This window comes from Patiriisocius sp. Uisw_047, from assembly GCF_047730165.1.
Classification (GTDB): Bacteria; Bacteroidota; Bacteroidia; order Flavobacteriales; family Flavobacteriaceae; genus Patiriisocius.
In genome coordinates, this window is record NZ_CP159834.1 from 2,459,968 (window position 1) to 2,483,696 (window position 23,729).

Genomic DNA, 23,729 nt, shown 5'->3' on the forward strand with positions numbered 1-23,729 from the left:
GGTGAATATTTGCTTCAGAAATTTTATACATTAATACGAGTGCAATTAAAAAACAACAATGAACGAACAGGAATACTGGCAAAATAAATATGAAGAAGACAGCACTGGCTGGGATTTAGGCGTAATCTCTTCTCCATTAAAAGCATACATTGACCAACTTACAGATAAGAATATTCGCATTTTAATTCCAGGAGCGGGTAATGGCTATGAAGCAGAATACCTTTGGAATCAAGGATTCAAGAATGTGTTTGTTGTAGATATTGCAAAGTCTCCCTTAGAAAATCTAAAAAAACGTATTCCAGATTTGCCGGAAGAACAGCTTATTGAACAAGACTTTTTCAAGCATAAAGAACTGTATGACCTTATTCTAGAGCAGACATTTTTTTGCTCCTTCCCTCCTGTTAAAATGAACCGCACTAAGTACGCCACAAAAATGACATCGTTGTTACAAGAAACAGGGAAACTCGTTGGCGTATGGTTTGACTTCCCGCTCATTGATGACACCGAGAAACGTCCATTTGGTGGAAGCCTAAGAGAATACCGCACCTACTTCCAACCTTATTTTGAAATAAAAGTCTTTGAGCGCTGTCACAACTCAAACGCTGATAGAATGGATAAGGAGCTGTTTGCAATTATGCAAAAGAAAAAACCAGTAGTTAAACAAAACAATAATCCACTGCACGGCATAACCCTTAAAGCAATATTGGAAGAACTCATCTTACAAGAAGGCTGGGAAAATATGGCAAATGCATGTCGCATTAATAGTTTCTATAATAACCCCACATTAAAATCAAGTTTAACTTTTTTGCGCAAAACTCCTTGGGCACGAGAGAAAGTAGAGCAATATTATCTGCGCGTTCGTAATAAGAAGTAAAACGAATTTGAATTCGAAAACGATAAAAAATAGTTTAAGAAGAGTTTATCACAAACCAAAATAATAACCACCTTTGCAGCATGACCCAATTAGAATTTTTACAAACTGAAATATTTAAGGAATTAACCAACCTAAACAAGAAAGCTACAGTAGCTAAGGAGTACAAATTTGCTGAAGCAGATTTTGCTACGTTGCTAGAACGTGCCGAATATAATGGGCTTGGTATCTATAGTATAACGACGTGGTTAAAACGTACTACCTTTGGCACGATTACCCATGAAGATCAGTCTAAAAAGGCGACAGACGCTAGATGGTACAACCGTGCTTTCATTACGATGAAAATGCGTCAAGAAGGGCTGTCTTATGCGGCAGATTTTAAAGTGCCAGCAAAACTGATGGCGCGTCTCAATCCAGTAGTGCGCACTCGTTATTCTGAAGAGGAGTAAATCTTATTTCTTAGATTTAAACAGTGCATTTTGCTCTTTCATCAAGTCTTCTATTTTAGATAGGAGCTAAATATTATTAGGCGTTTTACTGCTTTATTTTTAAGGGCTTGCGCTTTTCTATTAAAGCGATTGATAAACTTTATTACGATAAAAATAGTAAGAGTGAAGATTGTAATATCTATTAAGATTTCTATAAGTTCGTTATAACTAATCAATACTTCTTTTGATTTCTCTTCCGCAGCTCGAAAAATATATTTTCTATCTATAATGCTCACATCATCCGGAAGTAATGATAGCCTGTGGTATATCACTTTTTCAACAATCTGTTCATTACATTGTTAAAAGAAGCACCAATGAAACTAAACACTCCCGCTTCAAGCATATTACCTTTTATTGCAAAGTCCTTAAATTCATGAATAACACTGGTTATAAGTGTTTGATATTTCCGTAGTGAAAATTAATTACGGGTAATCCAATTAGCGTCAGAGTCCACCTGTTCTAAAGGAACAATAATTGATTTAAGAAATCTTATATTCTTAGAGACCATACTATGAAAATTGTATGTTAAAACAACGTAGAGAAATAGCATAACGAATAATTGGATGACCAATTCAAAAATAAATTCTTCAAGTGCAAGCGGACTATCATTTCGTCCTAATGACAAAGTATACGTTACAAGAAGCAGCCATACCGGGATAAATATAACTACTAATAACTTTAGTCGCATCTTTACCCGCACTCGTGTATATTGATTTGACCCAATCAAATCACCTATAATAACAGGCGAATAAATATTTTTTTTTGAATTTATTCTACTAATTTTAAAATCAGAATTTCCCACAGCACCTTGATAATCTTATGTTGCACTACTTTTAAAAAACAAATTGTTTATTCTGAAAAACTTTTCAGGTTCTATCTTTTTAGCAATTCTTCCTATTATTTCTTCTTTGCTAAGTGCTGACTTAAACTCACAAGAATAATATGGAATTAGATAATCAATAAAAGATCTGTCTGTTGTTTTGTTATTTCCCATTAAAATAAAGTCGCTTGTCCGTCTTCGTCTATGGGTGGTTCCTCTTCATCATCCTTTGTACCTTCTGTAATTGGCTTTTGTTTAGGAGGAAGATCTGCTACGGGCCTCATTATTGAAGGGTTTTCAAAACCAACAACTTCTTCCTCATCAACGACTTCTAATTCTTCTTTAGGTGTAACGGCCGGTGACTCAAAAGGCAGTGAAGAGAGCGCGTTAATCTCATTTACTTTGTACTTGGTCAACTGATTCCCCATCGCACCTATCCCCTTTATAGATATAAATTCCTCAATATTCAATTCAATATTTTCCTGCCTATCTTGTCCTCTCTTTTTAGCGAATACAATTTCTGCCATAGGACGATAATCTGTAAAAAGTCTTTCTAAATAAGACTTAGGATGATCTGTGATAATCATTTCGTCCCGCTCTGGGTTGTCAATTAAAAAACGTTTAATATAGAATAGCTCTTTTTCTCCTTCCCAATAAATGGCGGATAAAGGCTTTTTTGAATCCCATTTTTCTAACACAATCATATCTTCATCAAAATGAAGCGTTACTTCTGGGATGAGTGTTTTAACCAAGCCTCTTTGGTTGATAATCAACAATCGATCTTCGCTTGTAAACTCTCCAAGTAATTCTCCTCTAGCATCGACATTTAGGCGCTGTACCGTATCATCAAACCAAATTTTTCTTGGTTTTAATGTGGAAAGCCCTTTCTCTTTTAACTCTACCCGCTTTACTGGGTATTTAGTTACTATGTTCCCTTTTGAGGCACGCCCCTTTACTCGAATGTCCGTAAAGTCTAAATCCCATTTGAGTTTTTTGATACTTCCGCTTTGGCGCAGTAAAATGGTTACTAACTCTGCCTCTCCATTAGGGTTCTCAGTGAAGTAATACACTTTAGAACTCTTATTACCAGCTGTCAAGTCGTACTCTTTATCTCTAGTCACTGAAGTCACAGCAAAACGCTTCACATACGTAGCTCCCTTGAGACCATCTTTATAAATCATATTATAAATGGTACGCTTGTCTTTCTTTTTAAATACAGCTACATGCACTATACCCTTACCAATAAACGCCTTGGAGTCCACTTTTGTGATCATCATCTTACCGTCTCCGGTAAAGGCGATAATATCATCTATATCGCTACAGTCTGCTACATATTCATCCCGCTTTAAGCTGGTCCCTATAAATCCTTCTTCCCGATTTACGTATAGCTTCGTGTTTCTAATGACCACTTTAGAAGCGATTATATCATCAAATACTTTTATCTCCGCCTTCCGCTCTTTACCTTTTCCATATTCTTTACGTAATCGCGTAAAGTAATCTATTGCATAGGTGATTAAGTTTGCTAAGTGATGCTTTACCTGAGCGATGCTATCTTCCAATGAATCAATCTTTTGCTGCGCTTTATCAATATCGAATTTTGAGATTCTCTTGATACGTATTTCGGTAAGACGTACGATGTCTTCTTCTGTAACAGCCCGCTTTAAATGCATGGTATGCGGCTTTAAACCTTTGTCAATTGCTTGGATTACGCCTTCCCAAGTTTCTTCTTCTTCAATGTCACGATAGATTCTGTTTTCTATGAAGATACGCTCTAAACTTGCGTAATGCCATTGCTCTTCAAACTCGTTGAGCTGTATTTCGAGTTCGCTCTTTAATAAATGTACGGTGCGATCTGTCGATCTTCTTAACATTTCAGTAACCCCTACAAATAAAGGCTTATTATCTTCTATGACACAGCCTAATGGCGAGATAGAGTTCTCACAATTTGTAAAAGCATAGAGTGCGTCAATGGTCTTATCTGGCGAAATACCAGAAGCAATATGGATCATTATTTCTACATCTGCCGCCGTGTTGTCTTCTATCTTTTTAATCTTGATTTTCCCCTTATCATTCGCCTTCAGGATAGAGTCAATTAACGTACTCGTGTTGGTCCCAAAAGGAATCTCACGAATCACTAAAGTGTTTTTATCGTGCTGCAAAATACGCGCCCGACTTTTAATCTTTCCTCCACGTAAACCATCGTTGTAGTCTGTGACATCTACCATTCCGCCCGTTGGGAAGTCTGGGAAGATTGTAAAACGTTTGCCTTGTAGGTACTTTACACTAGCATCAATCAATTCTAAAAAGTTGTGTGGCAGCACTTTAGTAGATAACCCAACCGCAATCCCTTCTGCTCCTTGCGCTAACAATAGCGGGAACATTACTGGAAGATTTATAGGCTCTTTGCGACGCCCATCATAACTTGATTGCCACTTAGTAATCTTTGGGTTATAGACCACTTCTAAACCAAATTTTGAGATACGCGCCTCTATATATCTAGAAGCCGCCGCTCTATCACCTGTAAGTATATTTCCCCAGTTTCCCTGGGTATCGATTAATAAATCCTTCTGCCCTATCTGCACCATCGCATCTGCAATACTCGCATCCCCGTGCGGGTGATACTGCATGGTGTGACCCACGATATTTGCTACTTTATTATAGCGCCCATCATCAAGATCTTTCATAGAATGCATGATACGACGCTGCACCGGCTTAAAACCATCTTCAATGGCTGGCACTGCACGCTCTAGTATCACATAACTAGCGTAATCTAAAAACCACTCACGATACATCCCAGAGACGCGGGTGATGGTTTCGGTTTCTTCAACCTCTTCCACTTCTCCCCCTTCAACATCTTGATAATTCATGTCTTGCTGATCTAGGTTTTCTTCGTTGTCTGGAGTTTCGTCCTCGTTCATTCGTTATCTCTTATTTCTGAAATACTACTAATTTTAACTTGTTCTTTCAATTACAAACTGTTACTGAGAACTAAAAATTCATTCCTCCGCAGCATCTAGCTCCACCTTCAAGTTCTCAATAATAAACTCTTGTCTATCTGGCGTATTTTTCCCCATATAGAATCGCAACAAATCTTCTATGCTCATTTGCTTGTCTAACATTACTGGGTCTAGACGAATGTCTTCTCCTATGAAGTGTACAAACTCATCTGGACTTATCTCTCCAAGTCCCTTAAATCTCGTGATTTCTGGTTTTGGTTTTAGTTCTTCTAAGGCTGCTCGTTTTTCTTCATCTGAATAGCAGTAGATAGTTTTCTTCTTGTTACGTACTCTAAACAATGGTGTTTGTAAAATAAACAAGTGCCCTTCTTTAATAACTTCTGGGAAGAACTGCAGAAAGAACGTGATTAAGAGTAAACGTATGTGCATCCCATCTACATCGGCATCTGTGGCAATCACGATGTTATTGTACCGTAAATCTGCGATAGATTCTTCTATATTTAAAGCTGCTTGGAGTAGATTAAATTCTTCATTCTCGTAAACAATCTTTTTAGAAAGTCCATAGCTGTTTAAGGGTTTCCCTTTTAGACTAAAAACCGCCTGTGTATTTACATCTCTACTTTTTGTGATACTTCCACTTGCAGAGTCTCCCTCCGTAATAAACAAAGTAGATTCTAGATTGCGTTCTTTCTTAGTGTCGCCTAAGTGAACACGACAATCACGAAGCTTTTTATTGTGCAGATTTGCCTTCTTAGCACGATCTTTTGCCAGCTTTCGAATCCCAGAAAGGTCTTTACGTTCGCGTTCTGCAGTTAAAATTTTTCTTTGCAACAATTCTGCAACATCCCCATTTTTATGGAGGTAATTATCTAATTGTGTTTTTAGAAAATCATTGATGTAGGTTCGAACCGTAGGTAGCTTACCACCCATATCTGTAGAGCCCAACTTGGTTTTCGTCTGACTTTCAAAGACAGGTTCCATCACCTTGATACTGATCGCGGTAACAATAGACTTTCTTATATCACTAGCGTCATAATTCTTTCCGTAAAATTCGCGAATCGTCCTTACTAGACTCTCTCTATATGCCGCTTGATGTGTTCCTCCTTGCGTCGTATTTTGCCCATTAACAAAACTATGATACTCTTCGCTATACTGCGTTTTACTGTGCGTTATGGCTACTTCTATATCTTCCCCTTGTAAGTGTATTACTGGGTAGAGCATATCTTCTTTAGACATGTTATCTTCCAATAAATCTTTAAGACCGTTCTCGCTAAAAAACTTCTCACCATTAAAGTCAATGGTAAGTCCAGGATTTAAATAAACATAATACCTAAGCATTTTCTCAACATACTCGTTGCGGTACTTGTAGTTTTTAAAGATAATTTCATCTGGGATAAAGGTGACTTTTGTTCCTTTACGTTTACTGCTTTCATCAACACCACTTTCACCTTTTAACTCTCCTTGAGAAAACTCGGCAAATTTGCTTTGGTTATCTCTAAAGGATTCTACCTTAAAAAATGATGATAGTGCGTTTACTGCTTTTGTACCAACACCATTTAAACCCACAGATTTTTTAAAGGCACGAGAATCATATTTCCCTCCCGTGTTCATCTTACTCACTACATCTACTACTTTCCCTAAAGGAATTCCACGACCAAAATCGCGGACCTTCACCACCTTGTCTTTTATTCTAATTTCAATTGTTTTACCAGCACCCATAACATACTCATCGATACTATTATCGAGTACTTCTTTGAGCAAAATATAGATCCCATCATCTGCAGAAGACCCATCTCCTAGCTTACCAATATACATCCCAGGACGCATCCGGATGTGCTCTTTCCAATCGAGCGATCTAATATTATCTTCGGTATATTTAGTGTCTGACATAAAAACGTGTGAATAGTTGTTAAATATAAGGGTTCAGGTAGACTCGTGGAATATTTACAAAGCAAAGTAATTAACAAATCGCATGGATGAATTGTTAGTAATTTTTTTGCCGAGAGCGATAGATTTAATGCCTTTGAAGGGATTGATAACTGTGAACCATTAAGAAGAGAGAAGACAGATTATTACAGCAGCGCGATTAGTAATGCCTATAATATTTCAGAAGTATTTATAATTTTATCTCTTACTTGAGTCGCAGCCGCGTTATTTCACTTAAAAAAATCCCAACAGGGCAGAACCTAAATGGGATTTTTTTATGTAATTTTCAGCAAGGCTTCTTTCAATGCTGGCGATCTTTCTACTCTCCTTTAAACCTTAGACATTAAACCTAAAGTGCATTACATCACCATCCTTCACAACATACTCCTTACCCTCAACGCCCATCTTTCCTGCTTCTTTTACTTTTGCTTCGCTACCGTATTGTACGTAATTATCGTATCCAATAACTTCTGCTCTAATAAAGCCTTTTTCAAAATCTGTATGGATCACTCCCGCAGCTTGTGGTGCAGTAGCTCCTATTGGAATCGTCCAAGCTCTTACTTCTTTTACTCCTGCTGTAAAGTAGGTTTGAAGGTCTAATAACTTGTAGGCACCTCTTATCAATTTTGCAGAACCTGGTTCTTGCAAGCCCATATCTTCTAAGAACATTTGGCGTTCCTCAAAGTCATCTAATTCTGTGATGTCTGCTTCCATTCCAACCGCTAAAAAGATCACCTCAGCGTTCTCGTCCTTCACCGCTTCTCTTACTTTATCAACATAAGCATTACCCGCTTTAGCTCCCGCTTCATCCACATTACAAACGTACATTACAGGCTTATCTGTTATAAACTGCATTGGCCTTACATATTCTTCGCGTTCTTTTTCTGTAAAATCTATCGCACGCACAGAGATGCCTTGTTCTAAAGAACTTTTAACTTTCAGTAAAATCACCTCTTCTGCTTGCGCTTCTTTATTACCAGTGCGAGAAGCTCTTTTTACTTTATCTAATTTCTTATCTGTCGTATCTAGATCTTTTAATTGAAGTTCTATATCAATCGTCTCTTTATCACGCACAGGGTCTACACTCTCATCTACGTGCACAATATTATCATCATCAAAACAACGCAGCACATGCAATATCGCATCTGTTTCACGAATGTTTCCTAAAAACTGATTTCCTAATCCCTCTCCCTTACTTGCTCCTTTTACCAATCCTGCAATATCAACAATCTCTACAGTTGCTGGCAACACGCGCTCTGGATTTACTAATTCTTCAAGTTTTACTAACCTACTATCTGGTACATTTACGACACCTATGTTCGGTTCTATTGTACAGAATGGGAAGTTTGCACTTTGTGCTTTTGCATTTGACAAACAATTAAAAAGGGTTGATTTACCTACATTAGGCAATCCTACGATTCCTGCTTTCATATTTTTATTGCTATTGGTATTGCCTGCGCAATCTCTATTTCTATTAAATAACTGTCGCCAAGGCGTATATTATTTTATCTTGATTGGGTATACTCACTTCGGAAATATTAAGTGCTTTTAAAACTCATTAAATCCTAAAATTTTAAGCAGCAAAGATAGTATTTAATCGTGGTAATTTATGTGGTGTTTAGATTATTTGAATCTAGCCTATTTCTGCTTACTTATGGGCAGGTCTGAAAGTGATTTTAAGATAGTTTTTTGATATAACTTAAAGCTGCCAAGGTTATGATGCGTACCTCCTTGAATGGTATAAAAAGTAAGTTGCGCTTCAGGGATTTCTTCTCCTAAAAGTTCGCCAGACTCCAACGGTACTATATCATCATTGGTTCCGTGATATATAATAATGGGGCAGCTTACACTTTTTACGAAGGCATTGCTTTCCATTTTATATTTGAGCAATCTTTCTGCAAATGGAATTAAAGGGAACCTTCGTTTGGTTACATCTAGCATATTGTAGAACGGCGTTTCTAAAATCAATTTTCGAGGCTTGTTTTTTGAAGCCAAATAGCTTGCAAAGCTTGTGCCTAGTGATCTTCCGTAGATAACAATATCTTCTTCTTTAAAATTTCCAAGTAAAAAATTATACGGCAACTGTGTGTCATCCAGCATCTTTTGCTCATTGATAGTACCTGAGCTTTTCCCGTAGGTTCTATAATCAATGATCAATACATTATAATTAAACTGCGTGTAATATGCCGCATTGTTTCCCCATCTGGATAGGTCTCCCGCGTTGCCATGAAAGTAAACGATAGCGCCATCTGGTTCTGGCACAGTGAAATACAGCCCGTTAATCGTATTGCCATCTTCTGTGGTAAAATTAAGTTCCTCAAAGGGTTCATCAAAGCTGTACTCATAGTCCTGAGGCAGCGTCGTACCGGCAAATATTAGCTTGTCTTGGAATAGATACATAAGGCTTACAAAAGTGATAAATAATACACTAACAACAGTAAGGGTGATGCGTGTAATTTTTTTTAAATTCATATTATTTATGCTTGACTTTCATACTGGTGGTAGTAAAATCTACGATGTGCACATCCTCATTGATAATACGAGAAAGCGCTACGTGATAAGATTCAAATGCATTCATGTTTTTATGACCTCCCCCTATTATGGGATACAGCTTAGTACTGTTGGGTTGTATCTGTGATAACTTCACTCCTACTTTAAAAGGGATTAGTTTATCATTTGTGCCGTGTATTATATGAATAGGACAGTTTACATATTTAAGCCATTTATGCGTTGGGATTGGATATTTTAAAATTAACGACAAAGGCATAAAAGGAGCATACCGTGCGGTCACTTTTTGAAGGCTATAATAAGGTGCATCAAGAATAAGCATTCTTGGGTTGTTCATAGAGGCTAGCTTAGTAGCAAAGCCAGAGCCTAAACTTCTACCATATAGAATTATATATTCTTCAGAAACGCGCTCTCGTATCTTATTATACACATACTGTAAATCGTGCTTCATCGCTTTTTGTGATCGTTTACCTGTGCTTTTACCAAAACCCCTGTAGTCCACCATAATCACATCATACTTATTTCTAGTGAAGTCTATAGCAAATTTACCCCAGCCCTTAATGCTTTTAGAATTCCCTTTTAAGTATAATACAACTCCTTTAGGTTTCTCTACTTTGAAATGAAGTCCGTTAATAACCGCTCCGTCTCTGGTTTCAAGATTGTATTCTTCAACATCTTGATGCTCGTATAAAAACTGAAAGTCTTTAGGTAGCTTTTCTGGCTTGAATAAGAATTGATCTTGGAGAAAATACAGAAGTACACTGATCACTAAGTATATAGTGATAATCGTTCCCGCTAGAGATACCCAATAAGGCCAATTTTCCATCTCCTAAATTTACACTTTTTAACTTAGTAAATGAGGTATAAATAAAAATCCGTGCTAATAATAAACTCGCTTAAACAAAAAAAAGGTCTCTTTGATTTCAAAGAGGCCTTTACGTAATATACATACCATTATTGTTTTAAAACAAACTTCTTTGTAAGGCTTAATGATCCGGTAGTGTTATAAATAGATACAATAAAAATTCCATCACTAATAGCGCTAGTATCAAACTGTCCTTTAAAACCATTGGTCGTTTCACTAAAAACAGCAGAGTGAACTACTACCCCTTTAATATCAAGAATATCATATCTTAGTAGTCCGTCACTCAATACATCAAGTACGATAACTTCCATTTCTGTTTTACTCAATGGATATATCTGGATGTCTGCTTTATCTTCATCAAAAGCTCCAACTGTCAATAGTGGTAGGTTATCAAGATTAAATGCTGTAATGCGCGTAGACCAGAAATCTTCATCCTGAAAATATTCACCTACATACCAAAATGTCTCTCCATCTGGGTCAATAGTCATTTGAGCATAATCCCCAAAACGGTTTGTATTTGTTTGAATCCCTGCACCGTCAATAATGGTTTGCTCTTTAAAAGACATTTCGTTTAATGTGTCTCCATCTAACCGTCCTGTAAAACGCAAACCTGCAGCTAAGCCGAAGCTTCCCACGTTATAGCCCAATGCGATATCCCCATCATCGTTCATTGTCATACTACCCATAAACCTATTTACATTATCATCTAAAGTCCAAGTTCCTTCTTGAAAAACAGTGAATTCTTGAGCACCTTCATTACGCAGCTCATACCATCTAATACCAGATAAATCATCACCTAGATTTACATTAAAATTTAGTAAAAATGAATTATAATCTCCAAAAACTCTGTAGTTTGCCATGTAAGAAATTACACCACCTATATTATCTATTGCCTGTGCTGACCCTGGCTGACCCACATCTCCATTACCGAAAGGTTGGAACGTAGACTCAAAAGCCTGAGTCGGTATAACCTGTGGTACAGAAATAGTAGAGATTCCTGGATTACTAAAATTTGGCTCAACTTCCCAAACCTTTAAATGATCAAAAACCACTCCTGGCCAAGAATCATCTTGTAGATACACAAAATACCCTGGAGCGTCATTAGCAGGTGACGTGGATCCTATTAAATTTGCTGGCTGTGGGCCAAAAACAGTATTAGGATTTCTAATAATACCTGTTAATTCAAAGCCTATAATTACTGGGTCGCTCTCATCATTTAATAGCGCTTCTCTATCTATTGTATAGGCTACATCACCATTTTTGTTTGCAGCTAAATAGTAAGCATTTGGCCAAACTGCATAGTGCGGGTAATCAGGAAAATCATCCAATTCAAACTCGTATCTAAAATACGTTGAAGTAGGATCTGCCGTTTCTGAAACAGCAATAAGCAATCCATTAGAACCATCATTAAACTGACTAATAAACCATCTGTCTGCCAATTGATCATACATAACGATAGGGTCTCCATCATTAACTCCATTTTGAAAAAACTGAGCCAGACTTAGTGGTCCAAGCAATAAAACACCATTTTTATTAAAAACCTTGATAGCACTATTCACTGCGTGCACATAGTGATTAGGTCCCGCTGCGCCTGTAGGATCTGGAGGTATAGCTTGCCCTTCAGAAACATTTATTCCGTCAAAAGAAATCAAAATGTCTTGTGCATCGCGATTAGGAGCATTTTTCTGAATCATAGGGTCAGCACCTAATGGCAATGCATCTTGATTTGATTTTGGTGCATTCCGCATATTATTAGGAATAATTCGCAGGTTATTAGGAATAGAATCTAATGGCACTATCTGTGCAAGATCTCTCAAGGGGACAGAAACACCTAAATTAGTCCCTGTAATAATTTTTTTAGGAGGAAATTTTTCCTGTGCAAAGCCAGTAAAACTTGCTATTAAGGCAACGTAAAATAATATCTTCTTCATCTCTGTTATTTTTAGCAAAAATAATTATTATTTGTTGAAAAATGTAGAGTAACTATTGCAATCTAGCCATTCTCAATTGCTAAGATTAGCTTAAATTTGTATCGTTAAATCTCATTAAGATTAATTAAACAAATCAATTGAACACGACAATTTATTTTTTTGGAACGCTTAAAAACAAGGTTTTTGCGGTCCAGACTACTCAGGAAATTTCAAAGGAAGATACTAAAAAATTAACGTGGCTTTTTGGCGACGTACCTCAAATAGACAAATCCGTACTCACGGATTTTTTTATTGGACCTCGTGCGGCAATGATCACTCCTTGGAGTACAAACGCCGTTGAAATTACCCAAAACATGGGAATAGCTGGGATTGTAAGGATTGAAGAATTTTATAATAATTCTGAAACACCACAGACCTTTGACCCGATGCTTTCGCAAAAGTATGATGAATTACATCAAGATATTTTCACGATTAACATTGCGCCAGAACCTATTAGAAATATTGATAATATTTCAGCATTTAATAAAGCAGAGGGACTTGCTTTAAATGAAGAAGAAGTTATATATCTAGAAAACCTTGCAAAAAAAATAGGCAGACTTCTTACAGACTCAGAAGTGTTTGGATTTAGCCAAGCAAATAGTGAGCATTGTCGTCATAAAATATTTAACGGAACTTTTATCATAGACGGTGAAGAGATGCCTTCTTCTTTATTTAAGATGATAAAAGAAACGAGCAAGAAAAACCATAATGATATTGTTTCTGCATACAAGGATAACGTTGCTTTTGTAAAAGGACCACAGGCAATACAATTTGCACCCGCAAGTCCAGATAAACCAGATTACTATAAAAACACAGCATTTGATAGTGTGATTTCTTTAAAAGCAGAAACACATAATTTTCCAACTACGGTAGAGCCATTTAATGGCGCTGCAACCGGTAGTGGTGGTGAAATAAGAGATAGACTCGCAGGAGGAAAAGGTTCTTTGCCCTTAGCAGGTACCGCTGTGTATATGACTTCTTACTCTAGGTTGAATGATGAGAAACCTTGGGAGCAATCAATGGAACCTCGGGAGTGGTTATACCAAACACCTTTAGATATTTTAATAAAAGCAAGCAATGGAGCTTCAGATTTTGGAAACAAATTTGGGCAACCTTTGATAGCGGGTTCAGTATTAACTTTCGAACATAAAGATACTTCGACTCCTCTAAATACACGTAAATTAGGCTTTGACAAAGTGATTATGATGGCCGGTGGTATCGGATATGGGAAAGCAGACCAGGCTTTAAAAGACAGACCAAATACTGGAGACAAAGTTGTCATCCTTGGTGGAGAAAATTATAGAATTGGGATGGGAGGCGCTGCAGTATCTAGCGCAGATACTGGAGAGTTCTCTAGTGGGATTGAATTAAACGCCATACAACGTTCTAATCCTGAGATGCAAAAACGTGCAGCAAATGCAGTACGTGGAATGGTAGAAAGTGATATTAATCCTATCGTCTCTATCCACGATCACGGGGCTGGCGGACATTTAAACTGTTTAAGCGAACTTGTAGAAGACACGGGAGGATTAATTGATTTAGATAAATTACCTGTGGGTGACCCTACGCTTTCGGCTAAAGAAATTATAGGAAACGAATCGCAAGAACGTATGGGGCTTGTGATAGGAGAAAAGGATATTGACACCTTACAACGTGTTGCAGATAGAGAACGTTCTCCTATGTATGTTGTAGGAGAAGTAACGGGTGATCACCAATTTACTTTTAAGAGCAAAACAACAGGTGCAACACCTATGGATTTTGCTTTGGAAGATTTTTTCGGGAGCTCGCCAAAGACCATTATGAATGATACAACGGTGATTCGTAATTACGAGAACGCTGTGTATGATGTTTCAGAAATAAAAAAATATGTAAGCCAAGTATTGCAATTAGAAGCAGTGGCTTGTAAAGATTGGTTAACAAACAAAGTAGACCGTTGTGTAACCGGTAAAGTGGCAAAACAACAATGTGCTGGTCCTTTACAATTACCACTTAATAACTGTGGTGTGATGGCGCTTGATTATAAAGGTAAAAATGGTGTTGCTACTAGTATAGGACACTCCCCTATTTCTGGATTGATTGATCCGGTTGCTGGTTCGCGTAACTCAATTACCGAAGCACTGACAAATATTATCTGGGCACCTCTTGAAGAAGGATTAAAAAGTATTTCACTTTCTGCAAACTGGATGTGGCCTTGTAATAATGAAGGGGAAGACGCTCGCCTTTATAAAGCAGTAGAAGCGATTAGTGAATTTAGTATTGATCTTGGAATCAATGTACCTACCGGTAAAGATTCACTATCGATGAAACAGAAATACAAAAATGAAGAAGTGATCTCACCAGGTACGGTTATCATTTCAGCAGGCGCACATTGTAGTGATATTACGAAAGTAGTGGAGCCAGTGGCGCAATTAGGGAAAGGTAGTTTGTATTATATCAACATTTCGCAAGACGACTATAAATTAGGAGGGTCTTCTTTTGGGCAGATCTTAAGTGCTTTAGGTAGCGATGCGCCAACGGTTAAAAGCGCATCCTATGTTAAGACCGTATTTAATACGATTCAAAAGCTTATTAAAGACAATCAAATAATCGCGGGTCACGATGTTGCTTCGGGTGGATTGATTACTACCTTATTAGAATTATTTTTCGGAAATATTAACACGGGAGCAACTTTAGATTTATCAGGATTAGGTGAAGATCTTGTAAAAATTCTTTTTGCTGAAAACTGCGGAATTGTAATTCAAGCAACAAATGATTCTGTTTTTGAAAAGGCATTAAATGAAAATGACATCACGTTCCATACGCTTGGGCAGGTTGCCGAATCTAAATCGCTACAGCTTCGTTTAGGAGCTCAAGATCTTAGTTTTGACATTGCTGAAATGCGCGATAGCTGGTACAAAACCTCTTATCTATTAGACACTAAGCAAAGCGGTAATCAAGCGGCAGCTCGTTTTGAAAACTATAAGAGACAACCTTTACAGTTCACATTCCCTGAGCAGTTTACAGGAATGCTACCATCGGCTCCTAACGGAGAGCGCATAAAAGCAGCGATCATAAGAGAGAAAGGCTCTAACAGTGAGCGTGAGATGGCAAATGCAATGTATTTAGCTGGTTTTGACGTGAAGGATGTTCATATGACAGACTTGATAAGCGGTCGTGAAACATTGGAAGATATTAAATTTATCGCAGCCGTTGGAGGATTTTCTAACAGTGATGTTTTAGGTTCTGCAAAAGGATGGGCTGGTGCTTTCTTATATAATGAGAAAGCCAATAAAGCACTCAAGAACTTCTTTGCAAAAGAGGACACATTATCATTAGGAGTTTGTAATGGGTGTCAACTCTTTGTGGAGCTTGGCTTGTTAACTCCAGAAGATACTGAGAAACCAAAGATGCTACATAATGAGAGTGGCAAGTTTGAATGTTCATTTACATCTGTTACAATACAAGAGAATAACTCTGTGATGTTATCCAGTCTTAAAGGGAGCACCTTAGGAATTTGGGCAGCACATGGGGAAGGTAAATTCTCATTTCCGAAGGAAGAAGGACACTATAACATCGTGGGAAAATATGGATACGATGCTTTTCCATCCAATCCTAACGGGAGTGATTTTAACACTGCGATGATGACAGATAAAACGGGCAGGCATTTAGTGATGATGCCGCATTTAGAACGCTCTACATTCCCTTGGAATTGGGGACATTACCCTGCAGATAGAAACGATGAAGTTTCTCCTTGGCTAGAGGGTTTTGTAAATGCTAGAACCTGGCTCGAAAGCAAATAGTTTTCTCACAATTTACACATATATAGTCCATAAGAGCGTAAGAAATTACTACTTTTATGGATTATAATTTTTCACCTCATTCCTACAAGTTAGTAAATACTATGAACAAATTAAATCTCTTTATTTTCGTATTATTGGTATCCGTTTCTGTTTTTGCACAAGGTATTCAAGAGAAGCATCAACGAGCTCAAATATTTTATTCTCAATCTAGTGATTTAGTGGCATTAGAAAAAATGGGAATACCTGTAGAACACGGCATTCATAAAGCTGGTTTTTTTGTCATATCAGACTTTTCTGTATCAGAGATTGCTATTGCACGCCAAGCTGGATATCAAGTTGACATATTAATAGCGGATAGTAAGGCATATTTTATTTCAGAAAACAGTAAAAAAGTAGCTATTAGAAATTTAAGTTGTGCTACAGATGGAGGTGATCAATACGCAGTACCTGACAACTTTAATTTAGGTAGTATGGGTGGTTTCTTGACCTATCAAGAAATATTAGATGAATTAGATGCTATGAAAGCAGCGTATCCTGATCTTATTACTACAAAATCTAATATCAGTAACTTTTTAACGCAAGGGCAATCAGATAATAGTGTTACACCTTCTATAGGTGGTAATGGTATACAATGGGTTAAGATTAGTGACAACCCGGATACTGATGAAACAGAAGAAGAAATTTTATATTCTGCCATACATCACGCACGGGAGCCAATGTCTGTGATGCAATTAATATATTACATGTGGTATCTGCTGGAAAATTATGATACGGATACAGAAGTACAGAGTATTGTTAATAATACAGAGCTCTATTTTGTTCCTGTTCTTAATCCTGATGGTTATTTATATAATGAAAAGACGGACCCTAATGGTGGTGGTTTCTGGAGAAAAAATAGAAGGAATAATGGTGGGGGAGATTTTGGCGTTGACAATAATCGCAATTATGAGTATTTTATTGACGGAGATGCTAACAATGGTATGTGGGGAGGTGATGGTTCTTCTGGTAATCCTGATAGTCAGACCTATAGAGGCACGGCACCTTTTAGCGAAGTGGAGAACCAAGCAATGAAATGGTTTTGTGAGCAACACAATTTTGTGATGGCATTTAATAACCACTCTTTTGGAAATTTATTACTTTATCCTTTTGGGTATACAGAAGAAACACCAACTGATGAAAATGAGTTGTTTGAAACTATAGGTAACGAGTTGGTATCTAGAAATGGTTTTAATAACATGTTATCTTCTGGGCTCTATCCTGCAGCAGGAGATAGTGATGATTTTATGTTTGGAACTGTTGGGACACATGATAAGATTTATGCTTACACTCCAGAGATAGGTTCAGCCTTCTGGCCAGCAAGTAATCAGATAATACCTATTGCTCAGAGTATGATGTATTTAAATCTTACCTCTTCAAAAATGGTAAATAATTTTGCAGCAATTACAGATGATAGCGCTCAGTATTTAGGCGGTGCTGGAGTTAATGATGCCGCATTTACAATCCAACGATTAGGAGTTAAAGGTAATGGAACATTTACGGTATCGCTAGTACCTGTATCTGGTAACATCTCTGCTCAAGGTCCTACAATATCATTTAATGCCTTGGATGTATTAGAAAGTCAAGACAGTAGCATACAATACACCCTTGCCTCAGGAACAACAGCTGGAGAAGAAGTTGTATTTGATCTTGTAGTGAATAACGGATCTTATGATACTGCAACAAGAATCACAAAATATTATGGTGATCTAGATGCAGTGTTTACTGATCAAGGAAACAGTGTAACCTCTAATTTTAATAATAACGGTTGGGCTACTACTTCACAAACCTTTGTATCCCCATCAACATCTATAACAGACTCCCCTAACGGAAACTATCAAAACGGAGATAACAAAACAATTACCCTAAGTGATGCTATTGATTTAACTAATGCCTTAGGGGCAAATGTTACATATTTTGCACAATGGGAGATAGAAGCTGGCTGGGATTATGTTCAGTTCGAAATATCTACAGACAACGGAAGTACCTGGGTCCCACAATGTGGAAACTACACGACTGCTGGTAGTGATAATGGTTTTCAACCTGAAGGACAACCTTTGTATGATGGCACACAAAGCGACTGGGTGTTAGAAGAAATTAACTTGAGTGACTATATAGGAGAAACAATTATCGCTAGATTTCAATTGAGAGCTGATAACGCCCAGCGCAGAGACGGTTTTTATTTTGATGATTTAACGTTTAATATTTTAGAACCTGGAGTCTTAGCTGTGAATGAACTAGAAAACAGTTTTGGTGTGTATCCAAATCCAGTTAAAAATCAATTAAATATTACCACGGCATTGACAGATTATAATGTTGATCTGTATACCATTCAAGGGCAGCACATTTCGGAGATAAAAAGCCAAAATGGATCACAAAAGATTGATTACAGTACCTTTGCAAGAGGTATTTATATTATGACCCTATCTAGTGAAGGTGCATCAATAAGTGTTAAAATCATTAAAGAGTAATTCTTCGGTTTTCTTATTTACAAAATGCCAGACAAATTGCTCGGCATTTTTATTTGAATTTTAGTTAATACTAACTTGTTTTTTCATATTTTTCTACTTCACAATTTTATGTAACTATGATCGAAGTAAAAAGACTTTTTGACTTTCCTTATTATCAACAAGAAAGATACCCAAAGGAAGATGCCTTAGTGACTAAGGTAAAAGGAAAATGGGTGAAAACCTCCATTTCAGAATATATAGATAAGGCAAACGCTTTAAGTCGTGGACTTATAAAACTTGGAGTGCAGCCTAATGACAAGATAGCCATCATCTCTATGACAAATAGAACAGAATGGAACATCTGTGATATAGGTATTTTGCAAACTGGTGCTCAAGATGTACCTATCTACCCTACTATTAGCAGTGATGAATACGAATACGTATTAAATCACTCTGAAGCTACATATGTTTTTGTGTCTTGTGAAGAAGTACGTGAAAAAGTAGAAAAATGTAAGGCAAACGTGCCTTCATTAAAAGCAGTGTATTGCTTTGATGATATAGCTGGTCACGCTAATTATCAGGAAATAATTGATTTAGGAAACGAAAACAAAGAGCTACAAGAAGAAGTAGAAAAAAGAATGGCCGCTGTAAAGGAAGACGACCTTGCTACTCTAATTTATACGTCTGGTACAACCGGAAGACCTAAAGGGGTGATGTTGAGTCATAAAAACATAGCATCAAACGCGATGCATAGTGACGGGAGACTCCCTATTGTGCAAGGAGAATCTAAGGCTTTAAGCTTTTTACCGGTGTGTCATATTTATGAGCGTATGCTCCTCTATATGTATCAATATACGGGCACGAGTATTTATTATGCTGAAAGTCTAGAAACGATCAGCGAAAACCTACAAGAGATTCATCCAGATGTGATGAGTGCAGTACCGCGTTTATTAGAAAAAGTATACGATAAGATTATTGCAAAAGGAACCGCATTAACGGGTGTGAAGAAAAGTTTATTCTTCTGGGCTGTTGATCTAGGATTAAAATGGGAACCATACGGTAAGAACGGCTGGTGGTATGAAACTAAGTTAGGCGTTGCCCGTAACTTAATCTTTAGCAAATGGCAAGAAGCGTTAGGCGGAAATTTAAAAGCCATTGCTTCTGGTTCTGCAGCGCTGCAACCGCGTCTAGCGAGAGTGTTTAACGCCGCCGGATGTCCCGTGATGGAAGGATACGGCTTAACCGAAACCTCTCCAGTTTGTACAGTGAACGATATGCGTAACAATGGTTTTAGAATAGGTACCGTTGGAAAAGCTTTGCCAGAAACTGTAATTAAAATAGCAGAAGATGGCGAGATCCTTATTAAAGGACCACAAGTAATGCAGGGATATTACAAAGATCCTGATCAAACTGCAGAAGTGCTTAAGAATGGGTATTTCCACACAGGAGATATCGGGATTGTAGATGCAGATGGATTCTTAAAAATCACAGACCGAAAGAAGTCTATGTTTAAGACCAGCGGTGGTAAATATGTTGCACCGCAATTGGTTGAAAACGCCATGAAGCAATCATTATTCATCGAGCAGATTTTAGTGGTAGGTGATGGTGAAAAAATGCCGTCTGCGTTGATACAACCTAACTGGGAGTATATAGAAGAGTGGAAAAAGGAGGCGGGTATTGATTTATCTTCAGACACCACTGTGGCGTGTAAAGACGAAACGTTACGTGGCTATATCCAGACAGAGATTGATATCTTTAATGAGAAATTTGGTAAATGGGAGAAGATTAAAACTTTTCAGCTTACACCAGATGTATGGAGCATACAAGGTGGACACCTCACTCCTACAATGAAACCAAAGCGTAAAGTGATTAAAGAAAAGTATAATGATCTTTATGAAATGCTTTACGGACGTTAATCATAGATAGTAGATAATAATTATTAAAAGTGAAATCAAGAGTGTTCTTGGTTTCACTTTTTTGATTCATATATGCTCTTAATCGAGTCACTAGTTCTAAATAACTCAAATAATAACGATAAAGTAGGTTCTAACAACATAGAAATTCTAATGAGCAATATGAAATATTGTTAGGTAGTTTCTAGTCTCGTTAATGAAGGTAAAATCAAATACCCGCAACAAAATCTAAAAACACCTTCTTATGAAGTTCGAGATCCATGTGGTGAGAGAGTGACGCACGTACTATGTAATCTTTATCGCCTTCTTTAGTTGTTCCTTGCGTAGAGGTTGCAGGTATCGTCCAGTAGCAGCCTTTTAACTGCCCATAACTCACACAAAACTTACTTTCATTCGGGATTCCTGTGATCATTAAATTAATTAACTTCAAATTTAAAGCTCTCTTATTCGCTTCTTTTTCTTCATCTGTAATTCCCGTAGCAGGAAGGTCTAATGAAAAAACAGAGGGTGTAAACCCTTGTGCTGCTAGTGCTTCTGAAACAAAATTAATTTTTGCTGCTGGTAAAGTATCTTGTATAAAGTTTACAAATTCTCGTGTATTTTTATAGGCATCATCAATTCTTTGATTCATAGAAGGTAATTGCTTTGCCAAAATCTCATACTGCAAAGAGGTCGCCTCATTATCACAAAGCGCTAAGTGCAATGCGATGTTATCCATTAAAGCTGCCGCTTTATTATTAACTACACAATACCCCGCAGTACACTGTCCACCACTAGGAAATTTTGACCCACTAGCATACGATATGGTTCGTACCGTAGAGAGTATTTCTCCTTCGCCTAAAAAGTGTACGTTAGGACAGAATGTTTGATCTAAGATAAAAACAGGGTCGATTGCCGTGTCGCCTTTCGCAGTTGTGCGCACTTTACTTAAAGCAGCCTTTAGCGCGATAAGATCTGGAACCTCTACTCGTGGGTTGGTTGGTATTTCAGCAATAATAAAAGGAACCGCATCTTCTTTAGCTATATTTTCGAGAACCCGATCAATGCTCTGCACCATATCATTATCACCATCCACAGGCAAATCTACCACCGTTACATTATCAAGGCAAGCAGCAACACGTCTTGCTTGATCATTGGTCCCACCATAGCAATTAGGTGGTACGATAAACTTTATGGCCTTACCTTTGTGTTTCTCTAATGCTTCGTTAATAAGCCCCATCATAATAGCATATTGCATAGATAGCCCACTTGAAGCAACGAGCGGGCTTGTGCTTGTACCTGTAATACTTTCTATAGCACGTAAAACAGTCCTTTTGTTTGTGTCTGCAGCACTATTGGTTGGCGCTATAATACTGCTACCTATTAAGGATTGTAAAGCGCTAAGGCTATTCGCTGGCGTCATAGCAATGGTCTCTCTTCTTCTTACATGTTGAATGTCTGAAATATAGCCAGCATTTTCTTCACCATTCACGACGAGTATACTTCCTAGGTTTGGGTAAAGACTTATTGAAAAATCAATGTTCTTAGAGAGATATACAGCGCTTATGCTATCCTGCTGCGAAATATAAACAGTACTCCCTTCAAACTTAGATATAGCCGCTATATCTTCCACTTGTAATACGTCAAAAGAATATCCGTAAACGGTTCTTAATATTTCGGCATCAAAAAAAGAAGGCAAGGCACCTGTATATATAATCTGTGTGTTTTTATGCTCTAATAGATTTTTTCTAAGAATCGCTAAAATAGGAATCGTCCTCGATGAAAAACTGACTACATTATTTGCATCTAGCTGCTGCACCTGCGCTATCGCCCATTCCAGGATACAAGATAATGGATGTCCTAAACGTATATAATCATAGGCGGTAGGCAATTCTGTCAAAGAAGATGTCTCGGTGTTATTCTGGGTATATAAAATTTCAAACTGCTCTAAAAATTCTATTTTAGCTCGTTTTTCATCATAAATATCTAGGCGGTGTGTAGTGAGACCTAGCCAGTCTGACGGCATATTTTCTAATATATTTTTTATATAATCCAGCATTTTATTGTCTTGCATAATTTTCACTTTTAAAGGGGCGTAAAGATACATTTAATTAGAGGTTTTATTGGCGTATTTTCTAGAAGGCTCGTGCTTATATATTTGTAAATCTATGCTATTTTAAAGTGTGTAAACAGGTATCTATTTTTCACTTCGGAAATATTAAAATTGGTCAAAAATGATATTAAACGCAATCTCGTTAGCACTTCTTATGTTATTACTTCTAGAATATTTCGACTAAAAAAATGTGAGAACGATTTCACTGATAGCATTTTGTATTCTTATTGTTACTAAAGCATTGCAAGTGCCAGAAAGAAACAGATAAAAAAATACTAAATTCGAGTAGGCGATACATATTGATAAAATTCTATAGGCAATGTTGTAGTTTGTATTTTATAAGACGGAGTAGCTGTTTATCTAAAATTAAAACAGCAACTTTGTGTTTTATTAAGTGTAACAAAGCTGATAAAATTACGTCTATAATGCATAACAAATTTGTTATGTAGAAATACAAAAATTCAAGAATTTTGCATTGTAAAGAAACCAAATAGTGAAGTATTTATTTTTTATCTTCTTATTAGCCAGTTCGACTTTATCCTTTTCGCAACATGAATTCCAAATTGAAACCAATTTGGGTTTATTATTTCAGAAGGAAATAGATTTGAATAATGAAAAGTTAGAAAGCACAGGCAAGCCAGGTATGCGTATAGGTATTAACTACTTAAGAACGCTTAATAAAAGTCTCTATCTAGAAACCGGCTCGTTTTTAAAATATACTTCGGGTACCTATCAATTAGAAACCGTCACGTTTAAGTATGCTACAATTAGCTTTCAAGTACCACTATTTATTGGATACCGGATTAATGATATGTGGAAATTGAGCATAGGAGCCAGTGTAGAGAACAACAAAGATTTTGAGGATATTGCTTTAGTGCTAGAAGAGAATCTCAGGTACGATTTTGTGACAAAAATAGTTTATACCTATTCTACACTACTAGATTTTTCGCTGTACGCAAACTCCATGTTTTCTAAAACACAAGCAATTAACACCTTAACGAAGCCTAAAAACGGAATCTACCTAGGTGTTATTTTTAAACTGCCAAGTAAATAA

Annotated in this window: 14 protein-coding genes; 6 read left to right on the forward strand and 8 right to left on the reverse strand. The window is 37.1% G+C overall.

The window, feature by feature from the left end:
• Positions 1-58 precede the first annotated feature (58 nt).
• Positions 59-874 (forward strand): VF530 family DNA-binding protein, encoded by an 816-nt coding sequence (locus tag ABXT71_RS10715; protein ID WP_415371312.1) that lies wholly within the window; start codon positions 59-61, stop codon positions 872-874.
• Positions 875-954: 80 nt separating this feature from the next.
• On the forward strand, positions 955-1,320 hold the full coding sequence (locus ABXT71_RS10720; protein ID WP_415371313.1) for a hypothetical protein: 366 nt from the start codon (positions 955-957) through the stop codon (positions 1,318-1,320).
• Positions 1,321-1,370: 50 nt separating this feature from the next.
• Here ABXT71_RS10720 and ABXT71_RS10725 read toward each other — a convergent pair whose 3' ends face one another.
• The 7 genes from ABXT71_RS10725 to ABXT71_RS10755 all read right to left on the reverse strand — a co-directional run bounded on the left by ABXT71_RS10725 (position 1,371) and on the right by ABXT71_RS10755 (position 12,366).
• Positions 1,371-1,631, reverse strand: a complete 261-nt coding sequence (locus ABXT71_RS10725; RefSeq protein ID WP_415371314.1) for an MscL family protein — start codon at positions 1,629-1,631, stop codon at positions 1,371-1,373.
• A 721-nt stretch (positions 1,632-2,352) separates the two neighbouring features.
• Complete coding sequence (locus ABXT71_RS10730; RefSeq protein ID WP_415373102.1) at positions 2,353-5,046, reverse strand: DNA gyrase/topoisomerase IV subunit A; 2,694 nt, start codon at positions 5,044-5,046, stop codon at positions 2,353-2,355.
• A gap of 129 nt (positions 5,047-5,175) precedes the next feature.
• Entirely contained in the window at positions 5,176-7,026 is a 1,851-nt protein-coding gene (locus tag ABXT71_RS10735; protein ID WP_415371315.1) for a DNA topoisomerase IV subunit B, read from the reverse strand.
• A gap of 372 nt (positions 7,027-7,398) precedes the next feature.
• Positions 7,399-8,493, reverse strand: coding sequence for a redox-regulated ATPase YchF (gene ychF / locus ABXT71_RS10740; protein WP_415371316.1), 1,095 nt, complete (start codon positions 8,491-8,493; stop codon positions 7,399-7,401).
• A 207-nt stretch (positions 8,494-8,700) separates the two neighbouring features.
• Positions 8,701-9,534 (reverse strand): alpha/beta hydrolase, encoded by an 834-nt coding sequence (locus tag ABXT71_RS10745; protein WP_415371317.1) that lies wholly within the window; start codon positions 9,532-9,534, stop codon positions 8,701-8,703.
• 1 nt (position 9,535) lies between these two features.
• Positions 9,536-10,396 (reverse strand): alpha/beta hydrolase, encoded by an 861-nt coding sequence (locus ABXT71_RS10750; protein ID WP_415371318.1) that lies wholly within the window; start codon positions 10,394-10,396, stop codon positions 9,536-9,538.
• A 128-nt stretch (positions 10,397-10,524) separates the two neighbouring features.
• Positions 10,525-12,366: a hypothetical protein gene (locus ABXT71_RS10755; RefSeq protein WP_415371319.1), complete on the reverse strand. Its 1,842-nt coding sequence runs from the start codon at positions 12,364-12,366 to the stop codon at positions 10,525-10,527.
• A gap of 137 nt (positions 12,367-12,503) precedes the next feature.
• On the opposite strand from ABXT71_RS10755, the gene purL reads away from it, so the two are divergent.
• The 3 genes from purL (at position 12,504) to ABXT71_RS10770 (ending at position 20,586) form a co-directional block, all read left to right on the forward strand.
• Positions 12,504-16,184: a phosphoribosylformylglycinamidine synthase gene (purL, locus tag ABXT71_RS10760; protein ID WP_415371320.1), complete on the forward strand. Its 3,681-nt coding sequence runs from the start codon at positions 12,504-12,506 to the stop codon at positions 16,182-16,184.
• A 101-nt stretch (positions 16,185-16,285) separates the two neighbouring features.
• The gene (locus tag ABXT71_RS10765; protein ID WP_415371321.1) at positions 16,286-18,691 is read left to right on the forward strand and encodes a M14 family zinc carboxypeptidase; all 2,406 of its coding nucleotides are present in this window, start codon (positions 16,286-16,288) and stop codon (positions 18,689-18,691) included.
• A 116-nt stretch (positions 18,692-18,807) separates the two neighbouring features.
• The gene (locus ABXT71_RS10770; RefSeq protein ID WP_415371323.1) at positions 18,808-20,586 is read left to right on the forward strand and encodes an AMP-dependent synthetase/ligase; all 1,779 of its coding nucleotides are present in this window, start codon (positions 18,808-18,810) and stop codon (positions 20,584-20,586) included.
• A 205-nt stretch (positions 20,587-20,791) separates the two neighbouring features.
• On the opposite strand, the gene ABXT71_RS10775 is transcribed toward ABXT71_RS10770, so the two are convergent.
• Entirely contained in the window at positions 20,792-22,636 is a 1,845-nt protein-coding gene (locus ABXT71_RS10775; protein WP_415371325.1) for a cystathionine beta-synthase, read from the reverse strand.
• Between the two features lie 613 nt (positions 22,637-23,249).
• Here ABXT71_RS10775 and ABXT71_RS10780 point away from each other — a divergent pair.
• On the forward strand, positions 23,250-23,729 hold the full coding sequence (locus ABXT71_RS10780; RefSeq protein WP_415371327.1) for a hypothetical protein: 480 nt from the start codon (positions 23,250-23,252) through the stop codon (positions 23,727-23,729).